The organism is Thermotoga sp. KOL6 (genome assembly GCF_002866025.1).
Classification (GTDB): Bacteria; Thermotogota; Thermotogae; order Thermotogales; family Thermotogaceae; genus Thermotoga.
This window is the reverse complement of record NZ_LNDE01000002.1, coordinates 269,347-286,689: the sequence shown is the minus strand read 5'-3', so window position 1 is coordinate 286,689 and position 17,343 is coordinate 269,347. Positions and strand designations below refer to the sequence as shown.

Here is a 17,343-nt window from a genome sequence, read left to right as displayed (position 1 = left end):
CCCTCCCATTTTTATTATACTATGATAAAATCAAAATTAGAAGAACCAAATTAGGAGGTGAAACTATGCCGAAAGTGACAGTCTCAATAAAGGTGATACCGGCTGTAGAAAATGGGAGACTCCATGAAGTGATAGATAAAGCGATCGAGAAAATTGGAACCTGGGGAATGAAATACGAAGTGGGTCCTTCCAACACTACTGTAGAGGGAGAATTTGACGAAATCATGGATCAGGTAAAAGATCTAGCAAAATATCTCGAAAAATTCGCTAAGAGATTCGTCCTTCAACTTGATATAGATTACAAAGTTGGAGGCATCACCATTGAAGAGAAGGTATCGAAATATCGCTAAGTGGAGTTTCTTGGTCGTGGTGATTCTCGTTTGGGAATTTTCTCATGTTCCACAATATCTTCTTCCCAAACCAACTTCCATCGTGAGAGAGATGATATCCCAATGGAAGATTGTGATAGATCACAGTGTGTACACTGTAGTAGAGGCTCTTCTAGGGCTAGTGATCGGCCTTTTGTTGGGAGTAGGACTCGCCGTTCTGATGGATCTTTTTCGGGTGATACGAGATGTGATATACCCTGTTTTGATTGTATCCCAAGCGATCCCTATAGTTGCAGTCGCGCCACTCGTAGTCATCTGGTTCGGACTTGAAATAGGTACGAAAATAGGGATCGTAGCTTTCGTCACCCTCTTTCCCGTCGCTCTTAACACACTGGAAGGCTTCAGAACGATCGACCCCGATGCACTAGATCTTTTCAAGGTGATGAAAGCATCGAAATTGCAGATGTACAGATACCTCATCGTCCCTCATACACTCCCTTACGTATTCTCTGGTCTAAAGATATCCGCAACCTACGCTGTTGTTTCCGCCGTAATAGGAGAATGGCTTGGCGCAGAGAAAGGACTTGGCATATACATGATAAGAGCAATGAACACTTTTAGAGCGGATCGTCTTTTCGTTTCCGTCATAGTGGTTGTGATTCTGAGTGTTCTTATTTTCAAATTGGTAGATTTTCTCTCCAGAAAATTGACGCCCTGGTTCGAAGAAAGGAGGTTGTTAACATGAAAAAGACACTTCTGATTCTTCTCTTGGTTTCCTCTCTACTTTTAGCAGAGGATATAACAGTTGTTCTGGATTGGTATCCCAACACGAATCACACAGGATTGTACGTTGCAAAAGATCTTGGTTACTATGAAAAAGAAGGTTTGAACGTAAAAATCGTCCAACCTTCCAGGCTCACAGCAGAACAACTTGTAGCCAGTGGAAAAGCCGAGTTCGGAGTGAGTTATCAAGAAGCCGTAACTCTTTCCCGGGGTGAAGGAATGCCCATTGTTTCCATAGCAGCTATCATCCAGCACAATACATCCGGTTTTGCTTGGCTGAAGAGTGAAGGAATAAATGGCGTTAAAGATTGGGAAGGCAAGAAATACGGAAGCTGGGGATCACCAATAGAAAAAGCGACTATAGAATATATTATGAGAAAGTACGGAGCGGATCCTTCAAAGGTGATCTTTGTGAACGTAGGACAAATGGATTTCTTTGCGGGGACATTGAACGATGTGTTCGATTTCGCTTGGATTTTCTATGGTTGGGATGGCGTGGCAAGTAAAGTTAAAGGAATAGAGATAGAGTACTTACCACTCAAAGAGATAGACGAAGTTTTCGACTATTACACTCCCGTCCTCATAACCAGTGAATCACTGATGAAAGAAAATCCAGAACTCATAAGAAGGTTTCTCAGGGCAACGGCAAAAGGGTATGAATATGCTATACAGCATCCCGTTGAAGCAGCCAAGATTCTACTAAAATACGCTCCCGAGTTGGACGAAAAAATAGTGATCGAGTCCCAAAAATATCTCGCTGGTCAGTACAAAGCAGATGCGGAAAAGTGGGGTTATCAGAAAGAAGAGGTATGGAGGAGATACGCCGAATGGCTTTATTCGATGGGATTCCTGAAAAAAATGATAGACGTGAAGAAAGCATTCACGAACGAATTTCTACCGTAATGACCGTGGAACACTTGAAAATCCGATACGATGAACTATTGGTTGTTGAGGATCTCTCCTTGAACCTATCTCAAGGAGAGATCCTCTCTCTTGTTGGACCTTCCGGATGCGGCAAAACCTCCATAATAAAAGCGATCTTGGGATTGATTCCATACGAAGGAAACGTGAAACTCTTCACCTCACGCGTGGGATATTGCCCTCAGAAAGATATTCTCTTCGATTGGATGACAGTCTATGAGAACGCGATTCTTCCCCTTATCTTAAAGAAAGAACGTTCACCCTCCAATCTCAAAGAATTGTTCAAACGATTTGGGCTCTCGGGGTTCGAGAACAAAAGACCTTATCAACTCTCCGGCGGAATGAGGCAAAGACTCTCTCTTCTCAGAGCGGTACTCTCAGGAGATGAGTTACTCATACTCGATGAGCCCTTTTCTTCTGTGGACGCTTACACGCGGAAAAAGCTTCAAATATGGCTTTCAGAAGAAGTCTATAGAATGCAAAGTTCCGTTGTACTCATAACTCACGATGTAGAAGAGGCAGTGTTGCTATCGGATAGAATATTAGTACTCTCCAACAGACCATCCAAGGTCCTCGAAGAAATATCGGTTCCACTTCCAAAACCAAGAACTCTGAAAACCTTAACAAATCCAAAATTTTCCCAGATTGAAGAAGGGATTCTAGAAATTCTTATGAATCAATCTTGACCTTTTCGGGTATACTCTCTTTTTCTTTCCCAACTACGGTTCTGTTGTTCACTATTCCGTTCAAATAGTTTCTCAATCTTCTCACTTGGAAGATGAACGTTTCCAGCTTATTTTGAATCACGGGAGTGAATGGGTTACCATCGGATTCTACGTGAATAACAGGTAGGTCTCCAAACTCTTCTAAAACCTTTTTCGCCATTCCTTTCGCTCTGAGTTTTTGTTCTTCCATTCCCCTCTTCACGATAGCTTCTGCTATTCTGCTCGGCATACACCCGAACGGTCCTATTGATATGACTCCATCGTAATAATTCACTATCTCATGAAGAATGGTTCCTATCGTAAGGATCGCTTCACCCGTTAGTTTTGGATTTAGAAAGTCTTTCGCTGAATTAACAATTTCTTCCACGTTCACGAGATGTCCTTTGTAAAATCCTGTCCTTTCAAGAATTTTTTTCACTTTCCTTTCAATGTATCTCTTCACAAAAATCTCCAGGTGCTTTTTAAATCTATCCATTGGAGTGGAATTCGGGGATATGAGCCTTCTCAAGAAGAGATAGTCGGTGTAATATATCCATTCATGAACCGGAGAAATATGCATGATGATACCGTTCCTCTCCATCAGATTCTCCAGATTCTTCCTCGAGAATTCATCTCTCCTCACGTATATTTCTCCGGTCAGAAGGACCTTCGGAGCTTTGTCGTAGTCCATGATCTTTTCGACACTCGAAATCACTTTCGCAACTTCTCCGAGTGTCTTGAAAAACTTGCCCAGTGAGTCGTTAGCCAAACTCATCAATATTTTTTCTTTACACGCCTCGACTATCTTTTTTGCTTCTTCTTTGTCTTTTGCCAGAGTCATCACTCCTCTTTCTACATCGAAGAAAACGTCGGAAACCACAACAGCAAGCCATAATCTGATTCTGAACGCCGTTCCGAGCCCTGCATAAGCATTTTCTGAATTCAAGCCGAAGAGAGTCACATTCTTCACGTTGTGCCTGTCTAACCATAGATTCATGAAAACACTGTATTGACCAAACCTACACGGTCCCATCGTCTCCGGCATGAAGTACAAGATGATCTCATCATCACTGCTCTTTTCCCCGATATACTTTATGAGACTTCCGAGCGTGAGTTGAAGTGGAAGGCACTCTTTGGAAAGGGAGTTGCTTCTTCCAAGTTTGAATTCTTCCACATTTGGAGGCGGACAAACATCAGATTTTATACCGTAGTATCTGAAAGCAGCAGAGAGACATTGTGAACCAAACTGACCCATCGAAGGGAAGACTACTTTCACTCGTTCATCATCGAGGGACTTTTTCGCACCATCTGGTGTCACAACGTAAAGTTTCCCTTTTTCCAAAACAGTATAAGGTCTTTTCACATCTTTCTTTGTCTCTTCTTCTTTCAATCTGAGATAACTTCTTACTATGTCGATGAACGCTTCTACACGGGTTTCTATACCTGCATCTGCTGTATGACTGTCTAGTTCCAAAACCAAAGATGGCTTTTTTCCCATTATGTCTCTGAAGTAGGATATGATGAAAGAATCAGGACCACAACTGAAGTTAGTTATGTAAACACCAAAAAGTTTTGGATGCTTTTTTACAAAGCGGGCCGCTTTCAAAATCATTTCTCCCCATGACCAGTACATGTTCCTGTAACCCTCTTCCATTTCGAAAGGTATCGAATCGAAATTTACGATAGGTATCCCGCGAGTGGCGAACTTTTCTGGAATACCCATGTTTGCATCAGAAGAGAACGCATTGTAAGACCTCCCGAAGAGCACGACACCAAAATCTGCGTTTTCCAACTCTTTCAAAAAATGATTCCATTCATCTTTTATCGCATCAAATCTTCCCTGAAACACCCTCCATGCTTTTTCGAAAGCCTTTTCCCCTTCTTCCCTTGACTTACCGAGCTTTTCCGCTAGTTTGAGAAACTGATCTCTTTCATCTCCGCGAGAGAAATCAAAATACTCACTCACAAACTTTTCTCTTAATTCTGGAAAAGCTGACACAATCCAGTCGGGTTCACTTTGAACGAAAGGACAGAAAACGTTGTAATTTTCCGAGTTCGTCACTTTTATTCCACGTATTCTCGGAACCAAGATCAAGTCAGGTTTTTTAGAAAGAAGATTGTACATATACCCATGAGAAAGCTCAACAGGAAAGCAGAATTCTGAGTTCTTTCGCTCCCAACCTTCTCTGTCGGATTTGTCGGGGACAACGACATCGAATCCCAACTCAGTTAAAAATGTGTAGAACAAGGGAAAAAGATTGTTCATGGCGAGAGATTTACTGAGCCCGATCGTTTTTCCAGAAACAGCGCGTTTTTCGAAATCGAAGATAAATCTTTCCCTCTTCTTCACAAAGTTGTACTTTGCACTGTCAATACTAGTGTGACGCACTACGTTTTCGTACTTGTTACAAGCGCCACCAAACGGAAACCGTTTACCCTCTATTTCTATGATCCTGATCTCACATTTTCTATCGCACTTCTCCTTTCCACCGGGACAAACGAAAGTTCCTCTGTATTTAACCTCCCTAGATACCAATTCTTTCAAATCGAACTCTTTCTTTTTCAAAAGGCCTAGTTCTATGTTTTCTTTGGTGAGAAGTGCCACACCGTACGCACCCATCAACCCGGGATGGGGAGGGACGATGATCGGTTTTCCAACCAGCGCAGCCATGGCAACAGGAACCGCTTTATTGTAGCAAACACCACCCTGCATGAAAATCTTATTGCCAACCGGCCTACTTCCTTTCACTCTGTTCAAATAGTTCATACAGACAGAGTACACCAAACCTGCACAGATATCCTCTTTGGAAATCCCCTCATTCACAGCGGTTTTAACGTCACTTCCAATGAAAGCGGCACATTGGTCACTGAAGTTCGGAGGATTCTCACCCTTCATAGCAAGATCTCCTATCTCTGTATAATGGATTCTGAGGGACTCCCCTGCTGCTTCTTCCAGAAAAGAACCTGTACCCGCGGAACACGCCTCGTTCATCGCATAATCAGTGGGAACACCGTTTACAAGATACGTGTATTTTGCGTCTTGTCCTCCTATTTCAAAGATGGTGTCCACTTCTGGATCGAAATGTGCAGCTGCTTTAGCATGGGCCATGATCTCGTTATAAACGGCATCGGTCTGAGAATAAAGACCTACGATCTTTCTTCCAGATCCTGTAACACCGAGACCAACGATCTTGACCTTTGTACCGTTTAGTTGCTCAAGAATGGAGGTATAACATTGACGAGCTGCCTTTATGGGATCCCCCAAAGTCCTCAAATATACTCCAGCCAAGATGGCATTGTCTTCGTATCTCATCAAAACTGCTTTAGTGGTAGTAGATCCAACATCTATTCCTACGATACAGATATCTCCGTTTTCAGGTTCCTGAAAAGGCATTTCTTTAAACTCAACGAGATGAGTGAATTTTCTCAAAGGTTCATGAGTAGGAAAACTCGACCTCTTCTCTTTTTTTATCAGAAATGAACGCTTCGTTTTGATGTTGTTCGATACTCCCCATAGATAGGCTCCATACGCTTCGAAAAACAAAGCTTCTTCGGGCACAATAACTTCCAGCATCTTTTTGAGATGTTTCAACATGAGATTGTTCCTGGTTGTGCCACCGACGAGGAGAATTTTCCTCACATTCGCTTTGTTCGCCAACTCTACAATTTTATCCGCCATCACTTTCCCCAAGCCATTCAAAACGAGTTCTTTCGGAACCCCTTTGTTCAAAGCATGCGTACAATCACTCTTACAGAACACAGTGCATCTCGAAGAAAGTTCGTAATATTTCTCCGTATTAACAAGATTCGCCTCTTCCAGAGAAACACCCATTCTTTGAAGCTGCTGGAGAAAGAATTCACCCGTTCCCGAAGCACATTTGCTTCCTGTGTATATACCGGTTATTATACCCTTTTTGTTTACTCTATAGAGAATGGTGTTCTCTCCGCCTGCACTGACCACAGCCTCTACCAGTCCGTACTTCTTCATTAGGTTTCTGTATGCAATCTCAGTGGCTTCGGCCTCGGAAATCTGGGGAAGATCTATGATTTCCCGTGTTTTACGCCCGGTGAGAACAACGGGGCCCTTTTCAAGGAAGGTAGGAATCATAGAAGACAGAAGTGCTAAAGGATCTCCATTATGGGGAAGATTCCCTTTCTCTCCTCTATTGTAAAACGATATGCTCGTGGACCCAGCACATACACCGGTCATTGGCATCACCTCTTTGTTGCATATTTTAACACTGAAAGAGCCTTTTCTCAACTCGCCCCCTTGAAATCTTTCACAGTCTGTGATATCATTTGTACCGGCGACCCGGTAGCTCAGCAGGCAGAGCACCTGACTTTTAATCAGGGGGTCGTGGGTTCGAATCCCACCCGGGTCACCAGTGGTGCGAGAGTGGCGGAACTGGCAGACGCGCTGGACTTAGAATCCAGTGGGCTGAAGCCCGTGTGGGTTCAAGTCCCACCTCTCGCACCAAGATACGTCAGGCGGGTGTAGCTCAGTGGTAGAGCACCAGCTTGCCAAGCTGGGGGTCGCGGGTTCGAATCCCGTCGCCCGCTCCAAAAGCTGAAGAAGGGGGAATATCCCCTTCTTTTTCTTCTTGGAGGTTGATGGGAGTTGTATTCATTCTCCGTTCTCATATCACTCCTGGCAATCGTGATCTTTCAGAGAATATTGAAGAAACTATCACTTTCGTTGCTCTCTGGCATAATCATCCTGTTTTTCGCTTTGAGAATTCACAGAATTGTTGAGATGGTCTCTCTTGTACTCGTATCCGGCTCTTTTTGGTCTCTTCTGACAACGGTTTTCTTGATTTACCTGTTGTCCAGCATAATGGAAGTTTCCGGCGATTACGAAAAATTTTCCAAGGAGATGAAAAACGTTTTCTCCAGAAACGTTGACTCCTTTGTACCCGCTCTCATGGGACTCATGCCGATGCCTGGGGGTGCCCTTTTCACAGCACCTATTGTGAAAAATTCCCTTCCGGATGAAAACCCACTGAAACTGGCTATCAGAAACTATTGGTTCAGACATACGATAGAGTTCTTCTGGCCCATATATCCCGCCTTTGTTCTAGTTTCGGAACTCTCTGAGATCAGCATTGATCGGATTTCCATGGGACTCTTTCCTGTTTTCGCCATCGCCTTTCTGGTAGGATGGGTGTTCTTCAACGGAAGGCAACTCCCAAAGATATCGCCTCCCGAATCTTTTTACAACCTTGTCTCTTTGATCCCTATCTTGGGAACAGGTGTTTTGATCTTCTTTTTCAAAATTCCTGGATGGCAAGCTTTACTCCTTAACACTGTAGGATACGGGATATTCAGAAGAAAGCATTTTTTTCAAGCTTTGAAGACTATTCTAAAAAAATGGGACATCATAGTGGTTCTCTTCCTCGTATATCTTTACAAGATCGCGATCGACCAACACAACGTCGGTGAAATGATTTCTATAGAATTCACTAGTTGGAATCTTCCTCCGTGGTTGCTCTTGGTTTTCTTACCTCTCATTGCCGGAATCTCAACAGGTATAACCCAAGCAGCAGTTGGTATTTCCCTTCCTGTCATTTTAGGAATTTTTGATGAAAAATCCGCTCTCTACACTTACATGTTCGCCGTTGGAGGGGTGATTCTCTCTCCAGTTCATCTTTGTGTGGTACTTTCTGCGAAATACTTCGCAGTCGACGTTTTCAGCATACTTAAAAGAGTGAGTTTGCCCCTCATCATCACTTTAGTGTTGGGAACGCTCGTGTTGGAGGCGGTAACGTGAATGAAATTATTGTCAGAGGAGCCAGAGTCCACAATTTGAAGAACATAACAGTGAGGATTCCGAAGAACAAATTGGTTGTCATAACAGGAATATCAGGTTCTGGGAAATCCTCATTGGCCATGGATACGATATACGCGGAAGGGCAAAGAAGGTATTTGGAATCCCTCTCTACGTATGCGAGGCAATTCCTTGGAGATCTGAAAAAACCGGATGTGGACGAAATAGAAGGGCTCTCTCCTTCCATTGCCATAGATCAAAAAACCGTGTCACACAATCCGCGTTCCACGGTGGGAACTGTTACAGAGATTTACGATTATCTTCGCGTCCTGTACGCAAGGATCGGAAAAGCACATTGTCCAGAGTGCGGTAGACTTCTTGAAAAGAAGAGCATCGACGAAATTTTGAATGATCTGTTCCATTCCTTTGAAGAAAAGAGTCGTATATACATACTTGCCCCAATCGCTACGGAGAAGAGAGGAACGTTCAAAAAGGAACTGGAAGAATTCGTCTCCAAAGGGTTCACTCGCGTTGAAATAGACGGTGAGATGTACAGACTCGAAGAAGTACCAGAACTTGACAAGAACAAAAGACACACGGTGAAATTGTTGATCGATAGGTTGACCCTTGAAAAAAAGAACGAACACAGAATTTTGGACAGTTTGGAGCTCGCTTTGAGGGAAGGGAAAGGATTTGTGGAGATAAAGAACCTCGATTCTGGGGGAAGTAAGGTCTTCAGTGAGAATCTCATGTGTCCGGTGTGTGGGATAGGTTTTCCAGAGATAACTCCGAAGTTGTTTTCGTTCAATAGTCCTTACGGGGCTTGTCCAAGTTGTCACGGCCTTGGTTTCACGTTCGAAGTGGATCCCCACTTGGTTGTGGATGAAGAAAGAAGTATACTCGATGGTGCGATAATCCCCTACAGATGGGATAGAAGACTCACACGTTGGGTAGCGAGAGAGATCGAGAAAAAAGGAGCTTCACCCTACACTCCATTCAAAGAACTCCCCGGAGAGATAAAAAGATTTGTTCTCTACGGTGACAATCGTTTTGAAGGAGTGATTCCAAAAGTTCAAAGGTGGTACAAGGAAACGAGTTCCTCCGAAATGAAAGAATGGTTGGAGAAGAACTTTATCGTCCAACGTACGTGTTCTGCCTGCGGTGGAAAGAGGTTGAACAGAGAAGCTCTTTCCGTAAAAGTAAACGGATTGAACATACACGAATTCACCGATCTTTCGATCGATGAAGAGTTAGAATTCTTGAACAACTTATCTCTCTCGAAGAGGGAACTTGAGATCGTAGGTGATCTTCTGAATGAGATAAAAAAACGATTAGAGTTTTTGATGGACGTTGGCCTTGGTTACCTTACGCTTTCGAGATCTGCCACCACTCTCTCTGGAGGGGAGTCGCAGAGAATAAGGCTTGCGACACAAATAGGATCAGGGCTTACAGGTGTTATATATGTACTCGACGAACCCACAGTGGGGCTTCATCCTCGAGACACAGAGAGATTGATAAGGACTTTGAAAAAACTCAGAGATCTTGGAAACACTGTGATCGTTGTCGAACACGATGAAGAGGTGATAAAAAGCGCAGATTATGTGATAGACATAGGGCCTGGAGGAGGAACAAACGGTGGGAAGGTCGTTTTTCAAGGGCCCGTGGAGGAACTTTTGAGAAAGCCGAATGGTTCCTTGACGGGAGAGTACCTTTCCGGTAAAAAGAAGATCCCTTTCAGAAAAGACCGTCGTGTCCCCTACGGGTTTTTGAAATTGAGAGGTGTGAAACACAACAATTTGAAAAACATAGATGTCGAAATACCTCTCGGTGTGTTCGTCTGTGTTACCGGGGTTTCGGGCTCTGGAAAGTCTTCTCTGATCATGGAAACGCTCTATCCAGCCCTCATGAACGTACTCCACAACACAAAAATGCCAGCAGGAGAGTTCGATTCCATCGAAGGTTACGAAAAGATTGACAAAGTCATAGCTATCGATCAGTCTCCCATTGGAAGGACACCCAGAAGCAATCCAGCAACTTATACGAAAGTTTTCGATGAAATACGCTCTCTTTTTGCCATGACTCCTGCTGCAAAAGCTCGTGGTTACACGAAGAGTAGGTTCAGTTTCAACTTGAAAGGAGGAAGATGCGAAGCTTGTCAAGGACAGGGTTACGTGAAAATTGAAATGCTTTTCTTACCAGACGTGTACGTTGAATGCGACGTGTGTAAGGGGAAAAGATACAACAGAGAAACCTTGGAAATAACCTACAGAGGCAAGAACATATCCGATGTACTCGATATGACAGTGGATGAAGCCTTAGAATTTTTCAAAAACATACCCACCGTGAGAAGAACCCTTCAGGTTCTTCACGATGTGGGACTCGGATACATAAAACTCGGGCAACCGGCTACCACACTTTCCGGTGGAGAAGCACAGAGAATAAAACTCGCATCTGAGCTAAGGAAAAGAGATACAGGCAAAACCCTTTACATCCTCGATGAACCAACAGTAGGACTACACTTTGAAGATGTGAGAAGACTTGTTGATGTTCTCCACAGACTGGTAGACAGGGGAAACACGGTGATAGTGATAGAACACAATTTAGATGTCATAAAAAATGCAGACTACATAATAGATTTGGGGCCTGAGGGTGGGAAAGAAGGAGGTCGAATTGTCGCAACAGGTACACCTGAAGAAATAGCAAAATGTCCAAACTCTCACACCGGTAAATTTTTGAAAAATGTGATATAATGCTTTAAGAGGTTTATCGATTAAAAACGCGCTTCGAAGCAGGCAAACATGCGAAAGGAGGTGCAAAGCGCCACCAGGGCGCGTAGCTTATGAAAACACTTCTCTTGATCATTCACACCGTTATCAGTGTGGCTCTTATTTACATGGTCCAGGTACAGATGTCGAAGTTTTCTGAACTCGGTGGAGCTTTTGGAAGTGGAGGACTTCATACAGTCTTTGGAAGAAGAAGAGGACTTGATACAGGTGGAAAGATCACTCTCGCACTTTCTATATTGTTCTTCATCTCCTGTATAGTAACAGCCTTCGTATTGACGAGGTGATGGGATGACCCCCGAAGAACAAGTAAGAATCCTCAAGAGGAACGTTGTCGATTTCATCAGCGAGGAAGAGCTTCTTGAGCGGATAAAAAAGAAAGGTAAACTTCGCGTGAAACTGGGTGTAGATCCTTCCAGGCCCGACCTTCACCTTGGTCACGCTGTAGTGTTGAGAAAACTGAGAGAATTTCAAGATCTTGGTCATACTGTTGTTCTCATAATAGGAGATTTCACGGCTCGCATTGGAGATCCTTCTGGAAGAAACGAAACACGTCCTATGTTGACAAAAGAAGAAGTGCTGGAAAATGCAAAAACATATCAAGAGCAAGCATTCAAAATACTCGACCCCAAACGCACGGAACTTCGATTCAATGGAGAATGGCTCGATCGCATGACTTTTGCAGACGTGATAGTTCTTTCCTCGAAGTACACGGTGGCCCGAATGCTCGAGCGAGACGATTTCGCCAAAAGATTCAAGGAAGGCATTCCCATCACCATATCCGAGTTTCTTTATCCCTTAGCTCAAGCGTACGATTCCGTTGCTATCCAAGCCGATGTGGAGTTAGGAGGAACAGATCAGCTGTTCAATCTTCTCGTGGGCAGGAAGATACAAGAAGAATACGGCCAGGAGCCCCAAATCGTTATGACGATGCCCATCATAGAAGGAACAGATGGAAAACTCAAGATGAGCAAGAGTTACGGAAACTATATAGCTTTCAACGACTCTCCCGAGGATATGTATGGAAAACTCATGTCTATTCCCGATGGACTCATAATAAAGTATATGAGACTTTTAACAAACATACCGGAAGAACAAATCGATGAATATGAAAGAAAAATGGAGGAGAAAAAGATAAATCCTAGAGATGTAAAAATGGTTCTCGCTTACGAAATCACCCGTTTCTTCCACGGGGAAGAAAACGCCAAAAAAGCTCAAGAACACTTTGTGAAAGTTTTCCAGAAAAAAGAAACACCAGACGAAATGCCGACTATCGAACTAGATCAAGAAAAGAACATCGTCGATCTTTTAATGGAAATTGGCGCTGTGTCCAGCAGAAGCGAAGCCAAAAGGCTCATTTCACAGGGCGGTGTGTACCTCAACGGTGAGAGGGTTGAGGACATAAAGTTCGTTGTGATTCCCGATGGAGAGAAGATTCTGAGGGTTGGCAAAAGGAAATTCTACAAGATCTCATACAGAGAGACGAAAAAACTTTAGAAAACTCTTGAATTTCCTTCAGTCGTGATGGTATAATCACCACAGGATTTCATGTAATCAATGTGAAGGGAGGTTTGTCCCATGAGAAGAGTGTTATTTGCAGTTGTTGTTTTGTCAATCATGTTCTCATCATTGTTTGCGTTCTTCCCTGATGTTCCAAAGGATCATTGGGCTTACGAGTACGTCTGGAAACTCTGGCAAAGGGGTATTTTCATAGGTTATCCCGATGGTGAGTTCAAAGGGGACAGGTACATTACCAGATACGAAGCTGCCACAGCTGTGAGTAGACTTCTTGACTTCATCGAGCAAAAAATGTTAGCAGGTGTCTCTGGAAATCTGACCCAGGTCGTTGGAAACCTGTCGGACAAGTACATGGCACTGGAAGAAAAAGTTGACTCTTATGCAACGATGATAGACACCCTTGCTGCTCAAATAGGCAATGTACAAGTTAATTTCATGAAAGCAGACAAAGACATATTAGCAAAAATCGATGCCCTCAGAGACGAGCTCAAAGGAGAATTCGGAAAGGGAATCGAAACGAACAGAGAAGTTATCAACAATGTGGCTCTCAGACTTGGAAATCTGTCCAGGGATTATGATCGCTACAAAGAAAACGTGGAATCCAGGATCGCAGAAGTCAACGACAAACTTTCATCACTCGAAAAAGAGCTCGGGAACAAGATAGCAGATCTCGAAGGGTTGGTCAATCTTCACGAGAAAGATATCATAAACCTCTACAATAAGGTCTCATCCGTGAAAGAGGAACTCAGCCAAAAGATTGCTGCAACCGAGGAAAAACTTTCCAAAAAAGACGAGGAAATTTCGGCGATGGTGGAGCTTCACGAGAAGGACATCATAAACCTCTACAACAAAGTCTCCGAACTGAACGAAGATTTGAATAAGAAAATACTTGACACGAAGGCCGAACTTTCTGCTAAAATAGAGTCACAGGAGAAGACAATAAACATGGTGTACACGAAACTCCTCGATGTTCAAAGCTCGTTGAGCGACGAAATCGATTCTCTTAAAGCGCAGAACGAGAAACTTCAGAAAACAGTAGATCTTCACGAAAATGACATCATAAATCTCTACGGAAAAACCTCGAAATTGGAAGAAGATCTCAACATGACAAACGATAAGATAGACCAAATAAAGGCTGAACTTGAGAGTAAGATTGAGAGTGTGAAAGCTTACAACAGAAATCTCAGCATCCTGACAGGTGCGTTCTTCGGAATCCTTGGCCTCATTTTGATCGCAATCAGTGGAAAATAACTCAAAATTTATCTTGAGGGGAGGTAAGATGTTATGAAAAAACTGCTCGCTCTTTTCTTGGTGTTGGGTCTTCTGTTCACAGCAGCGTTCGCCTACGAGGACACAGTAAAGGTCAGTGTTTCTGGTACTGGCTACTTCAACGTGTACCTAGATGAAGAAGGTATCGATCTCGAAGGTGGTATTAGTGATCTTTATGTTAGTGTTCTTCCCACATCTGGAAGCGTGACTTCTCCAGCCACTATCACGGCGAATTTCAGCATTGATGTTCTCGGCACAAACGCTTCTCTCAGCAACATTTCTGTGATGACCGATCTCTTCGATCTTGTATACTACAACTACTCCCTCTACAACGATGGATACATCTTCAACTACGTTGGCGAGAGAACCCTTGAATTCACACCAAAACTGGGGATCGAAGGAGTTTCTCTGACTGTTTACTTTGCTGATATTGCAACTGAAACCGATCTCGACAACGCTACAAACGACACGAACAACTTCTTCGATGACGCAGTTGCTTTGAAGGTTGGAGTCACGAATCTTGATCTTTTCGATGCCACTATCTTTGGAGCGTTCTACGACACCGACACCACCAACGCCACGAGCGCGTACGGTTATGCAGCTCACTTGGGTCTCACCGGAAAAGACATTCTTGAAGGCCTCAGTGTGAATCTTGCTTACGCATACGAAGCAACAAGCTCCTACTTGGTTGAAGCAGCTTACAGCAAGTCCTTCGAAATGGCTCCCGTTACTTTGACAGTGAGCCCGTACTTCGCCTACTCCGAAGGCACAGTAAGTTACTATGACAGCTACTCTGGTGATGGTTGGGCTGCACCTTGGGGTTCCAAACTCGTTAAAGTTGGTCTCAACGCACAAGCCGGTGTTACCGACGAGATAACGTTCAGCGCAGACCTCACCCCGACCTACGATCTGGCTGCCAACTCTTTCACTCTTCCCGTTACACTCGCTCTCGCTTATGCATCCGATGTTGCAAGCGCGAACGTGAAGGCTTCTTGGAGCGATGCCGTCAATGCAGCCACCGATGTTACTGTTGATGCAGATCTCACAGTCACCGCCGTTGAGAACCTCACAGTCAAGGCCGCCGCTAAATACTTGGTCAGCACCAACGAACTCGGCTACAATGTTGAAGCCTACTACGTCTACGGTCCTCTCACAACCGGATTCTTCTTCGGAACTCTCTTCGATGGTACAATCCACACCTACAGCACATGGTACCTCTACCTGAAGGCTTCCGTCTCCTTCTGATATGACAGACGAGCAATGCCACCCCCGGCTCTTGCCGGGGGTTTGTTCTTGTTGTATAATAGGTAACTGGAGGCGTGTCCGAACTGGCTAAGGAGCCGGTCTTGAAAACCGGTGGGCCGAGAGGCCCGTGTGGGTTCGAGTCCCACCGCCTCCGCCAGCCCCTCGTGGGGCTTTTCTTTTTAGGAGGTGAAAAGATGAAAGCCCTTCTCGTGATAGACATCCAGAGGGATTTCGTTGATAAAGAGGGTTCACTCTATTTCGATGGTGCCGAGAAAGTGATAGAGCCCGTCCTGAAATTGGTAGAAGAGTTCAAAGAACACAAACTTCCCATCATCACAACTCAAGACTGGCACTCTTTAGATGATCCCGAGTTCAACATTTGGCCTAAACACTGCATCGAGAACACAAACGGTGCAAGGCTCACAGAAAGGTTGGAAAAAGCACTCGAAGGGTACGATTTACATTTCCCAGTGAAAAAAAACAGATACAGTGCGTTTTACAACACAAACCTGGAAGAAATTATCAAAAAGAACAACATTGATGAAGTTTTTGTCTGTGGGGTTGTGACACACATCTGCGTTCTTTTTACTGTTGAAGAGTTGAGAAACAGGGAAATACCTGTTAAAATAGTCACTGAAGGAGTGGCTTCTTACGATGAAGAACTCCATAAATTCGCTTTGAGAGAAATGAAAGAAATTTTAGGTGCCGAACTCATCTGAGGTGATTGAGGTGAAAAGACTCAGTCCTGAGGTCTTCAAAGTACCGATTGATCGAATAAGAAACGGCTACTATTCCGATATATACTTCATCAACTATGTTAAAGTTTTGAAAAGAGATAATCGTCATCCACGTGTCTACTACCAATTCTTCCCAAGGAAAGATGCCGTTATTTGCGGTATAGATGAGGCTCTCGCTATATTAAAATTCTGCACCGGATATTACAAAGATGAAGAAAGAGCAAGAGAACTCTTCGAGGAGATTCTGAGGCTCGACAAAGAAATGCAAGCAGCTTCCGTTGAAATGGATGTTAAAAAAATTGTGGATCTCACTAGAAAAAAATGGGATCTCAGACTCGAGTTAAATGACTTGTGGGTGGACAAGTGGGAAGAAATAGAAGTTCATGCTCTCTATGATGGTGAGGAAGCAAAAGAAGGAGAACCTATCCTGACCATAGAAGGGAACCCTACCTATTTCGGATATCTGGAGACAGTCCTCCTTGGTGTTATCGCAAGGGCTACGAGCACCGCTACCGCTGTGAAGAAGGTTGTCAAAGCAGCAAGAGGAAAACCTGTGCTCTTTTTCAGTGCCCGCTTCGACCATTATTGGGTCCAAGCAACGGACGGTTACGCTGCTCTCAAAGCAGGCGCGTTCGGAGTTTCCACTGACGCAAATGCAGACTATTGGGGTGTAAAATCGATGGGAACCATGCCTCACGCCCTGATAGCAGCTTACGATGGAAAAACGGAAGATGCGGCTATTGCCTTCGATAAACATATGGAAGAGAATGTAAACAGAATCATTCTTGTAGACTGGGATAACGACGTGATAGGAACCACGTTCAGGGTGATAAAAGCTTTTTACGAGTATGTCATGAAGAAACCCTTTAAATTGGGTGTCACCGATCCTTCACCGATAATAGGTTCAGGAAAAAACAAAATCTGGGGAGTTAGATTTGATACGTCTGGAAATCTGAGAGACAGATCCGTCGTTCCGAAAGATGAATCTTCTTTTGGTGTCTGTCCCGAGCTTGTTTGGAGAGCGAGGCAAGAATTTGACAAGGTAGGACTAAAGGATTTGAAAATAGTCGTCTCTGGTGGATTCGATGAGAAAAAGATAGATCTCTTTGAGAGACTTGGTGTTCCCGCAGACGCTTATGGTGTGGGGTCACGCCTTCTGAGAGAGAAAATAGACATCACCGCAGATGTGGTTGAAGTGAACGGAAGACCTTGTGCGAAAGTGGGAAGACAGAAGATAGAAAATCCTCGCCTGAAGAGAGTAGGAAAGAGATATTGGGAAGATTGAGGAGG

Annotated in this window: 13 protein-coding genes and 4 tRNA genes; 16 read left to right on the top strand and 1 reads right to left on the bottom strand. The window is 43.9% G+C overall.

Going from position 1 to position 17,343, the window contains the following annotated elements; all coding sequences use genetic code 11:
- The first annotated feature begins 65 nt into the window (after nucleotides 1-65).
- Genes AS005_RS05610 through AS005_RS05595 form a run of 4 tightly spaced genes read left to right on the top strand, consistent with a single transcriptional unit; the run spans nucleotide 66 to nucleotide 2,719 of the window.
- Nucleotides 66-350: an MTH1187 family thiamine-binding protein gene (locus tag AS005_RS05610; RefSeq protein ID WP_101510714.1), complete on the top strand. Its 285-nt coding sequence runs from the start codon at nucleotides 66-68 to the stop codon at nucleotides 348-350.
- Complete coding sequence (locus AS005_RS05605) at nucleotides 322-1,074, top strand: ABC transporter permease (protein ID WP_101510713.1); 753 nt, start codon at nucleotides 322-324, stop codon at nucleotides 1,072-1,074. The genes AS005_RS05610 and AS005_RS05605 overlap by 29 nt, the downstream gene beginning before the upstream one ends.
- Complete coding sequence (locus AS005_RS05600) at nucleotides 1,071-2,015, top strand: ABC transporter substrate-binding protein (protein ID WP_101510712.1); 945 nt, start codon at nucleotides 1,071-1,073, stop codon at nucleotides 2,013-2,015. Before AS005_RS05605 ends, AS005_RS05600 begins: the two co-directional genes overlap by 4 nt.
- Nucleotides 1,940-2,719 (top strand): ABC transporter ATP-binding protein, encoded by a 780-nt coding sequence (locus AS005_RS05595; protein WP_101510711.1) that lies wholly within the window; start codon nucleotides 1,940-1,942, stop codon nucleotides 2,717-2,719. Before AS005_RS05600 ends, AS005_RS05595 begins: the two co-directional genes overlap by 76 nt.
- Here the strand turns inward: AS005_RS05595 and AS005_RS05590 are convergent.
- Nucleotides 2,703-6,947, bottom strand: coding sequence for an acyl-CoA dehydratase activase (locus AS005_RS05590; RefSeq protein WP_158241062.1), 4,245 nt, complete (start codon nucleotides 6,945-6,947; stop codon nucleotides 2,703-2,705). The two genes, AS005_RS05595 and AS005_RS05590, sit on opposite strands and share 17 nt — an antisense overlap.
- Nucleotides 6,948-7,046: 99 nt before the next feature.
- On the opposite strand from AS005_RS05590, the gene AS005_RS05585 reads away from it, so the two are divergent.
- The 12 genes from AS005_RS05585 to AS005_RS05530 all read left to right on the top strand — a co-directional run bounded on the left by AS005_RS05585 (nucleotide 7,047) and on the right by AS005_RS05530 (nucleotide 17,338).
- Nucleotides 7,047-7,122 (top strand) — tRNA-Lys (locus AS005_RS05585).
- Between the two features lie 5 nt (nucleotides 7,123-7,127).
- A tRNA-Leu gene (locus tag AS005_RS05580) sits at nucleotides 7,128-7,214 on the top strand.
- 11 nt (nucleotides 7,215-7,225) lie between these two features.
- Nucleotides 7,226-7,300: transfer RNA gene (locus AS005_RS05575), tRNA-Gly, on the top strand.
- 55 nt (nucleotides 7,301-7,355) lie between these two features.
- On the top strand, nucleotides 7,356-8,504 hold the full coding sequence (locus AS005_RS05570; protein WP_101510709.1) for a TIGR00529 family membrane protein: 1,149 nt from the start codon (nucleotides 7,356-7,358) through the stop codon (nucleotides 8,502-8,504).
- Nucleotides 8,501-11,251, top strand: coding sequence for an excinuclease ABC subunit UvrA (uvrA, locus tag AS005_RS05565; protein WP_101510708.1), 2,751 nt, complete (start codon nucleotides 8,501-8,503; stop codon nucleotides 11,249-11,251). The genes AS005_RS05570 and uvrA overlap by 4 nt, the downstream gene beginning before the upstream one ends.
- Before the next feature lie 89 nt (nucleotides 11,252-11,340).
- Nucleotides 11,341-11,571 (top strand): preprotein translocase subunit SecG, encoded by a 231-nt coding sequence (gene secG, locus AS005_RS05560; RefSeq protein ID WP_101510707.1) that lies wholly within the window; start codon nucleotides 11,341-11,343, stop codon nucleotides 11,569-11,571.
- 4 nt (nucleotides 11,572-11,575) lie between these two features.
- Complete coding sequence (gene tyrS / locus AS005_RS05555; protein ID WP_101510706.1) at nucleotides 11,576-12,781, top strand: tyrosine--tRNA ligase; 1,206 nt, start codon at nucleotides 11,576-11,578, stop codon at nucleotides 12,779-12,781.
- Nucleotides 12,782-12,862: 81 nt separating this feature from the next.
- Nucleotides 12,863-14,053: an S-layer homology domain-containing protein gene (locus tag AS005_RS05550; RefSeq protein WP_101510705.1), complete on the top strand. Its 1,191-nt coding sequence runs from the start codon at nucleotides 12,863-12,865 to the stop codon at nucleotides 14,051-14,053.
- A gap of 33 nt (nucleotides 14,054-14,086) precedes the next feature.
- The gene (locus AS005_RS05545) at nucleotides 14,087-15,316 is read left to right on the top strand and encodes a hypothetical protein (protein ID WP_101510704.1); all 1,230 of its coding nucleotides are present in this window, start codon (nucleotides 14,087-14,089) and stop codon (nucleotides 15,314-15,316) included.
- 68 nt (nucleotides 15,317-15,384) lie between these two features.
- A tRNA-Ser gene (locus AS005_RS05540) sits at nucleotides 15,385-15,473 on the top strand.
- 37 nt (nucleotides 15,474-15,510) lie between these two features.
- Nucleotides 15,511-16,035, top strand: coding sequence for a cysteine hydrolase family protein (locus tag AS005_RS05535; protein ID WP_101510703.1), 525 nt, complete (start codon nucleotides 15,511-15,513; stop codon nucleotides 16,033-16,035).
- A 10-nt stretch (nucleotides 16,036-16,045) separates the two neighbouring features.
- Nucleotides 16,046-17,338, top strand: a complete 1,293-nt coding sequence (locus AS005_RS05530) for a nicotinate phosphoribosyltransferase (protein ID WP_101510702.1) — start codon at nucleotides 16,046-16,048, stop codon at nucleotides 17,336-17,338.
- The last annotated feature ends 5 nt before the right edge of the window (nucleotides 17,339-17,343 follow it).

Excerpts from the sequence above, each read along its gene's own strand:
- AS005_RS05595 (WP_101510711.1), top strand. The coding sequence starts at position 1,940 with ATGGCTTTATTCGATGGGATTCCTGAAAAAAATGATAGACGTGAAGAA.
- tyrS (WP_101510706.1), top strand. The coding sequence starts at position 11,576 with ATGACCCCCGAAGAACAAGTAAGAATCCTCAAGAGGAACGTTGTCGAT.
- AS005_RS05550 (WP_101510705.1), top strand. The coding sequence starts at position 12,863 with ATGAGAAGAGTGTTATTTGCAGTTGTTGTTTTGTCAATCATGTTCTCA.
- secG (WP_101510707.1), top strand. The coding sequence starts at position 11,341 with ATGAAAACACTTCTCTTGATCATTCACACCGTTATCAGTGTGGCTCTT.
- AS005_RS05545 (WP_101510704.1), top strand. The coding sequence starts at position 14,087 with ATGAAAAAACTGCTCGCTCTTTTCTTGGTGTTGGGTCTTCTGTTCACA.
- AS005_RS05600 (WP_101510712.1), top strand. The coding sequence starts at position 1,071 with ATGAAAAAGACACTTCTGATTCTTCTCTTGGTTTCCTCTCTACTTTTA.
- AS005_RS05535 (WP_101510703.1), top strand. The coding sequence starts at position 15,511 with ATGAAAGCCCTTCTCGTGATAGACATCCAGAGGGATTTCGTTGATAAA.
- AS005_RS05590 (WP_158241062.1), bottom strand. The coding sequence starts at position 6,947 with ATGACCGGTGTATGTGCTGGGTCCACGAGCATATCGTTTTACAATAGA.
- AS005_RS05610 (WP_101510714.1), top strand. The coding sequence starts at position 66 with ATGCCGAAAGTGACAGTCTCAATAAAGGTGATACCGGCTGTAGAAAAT.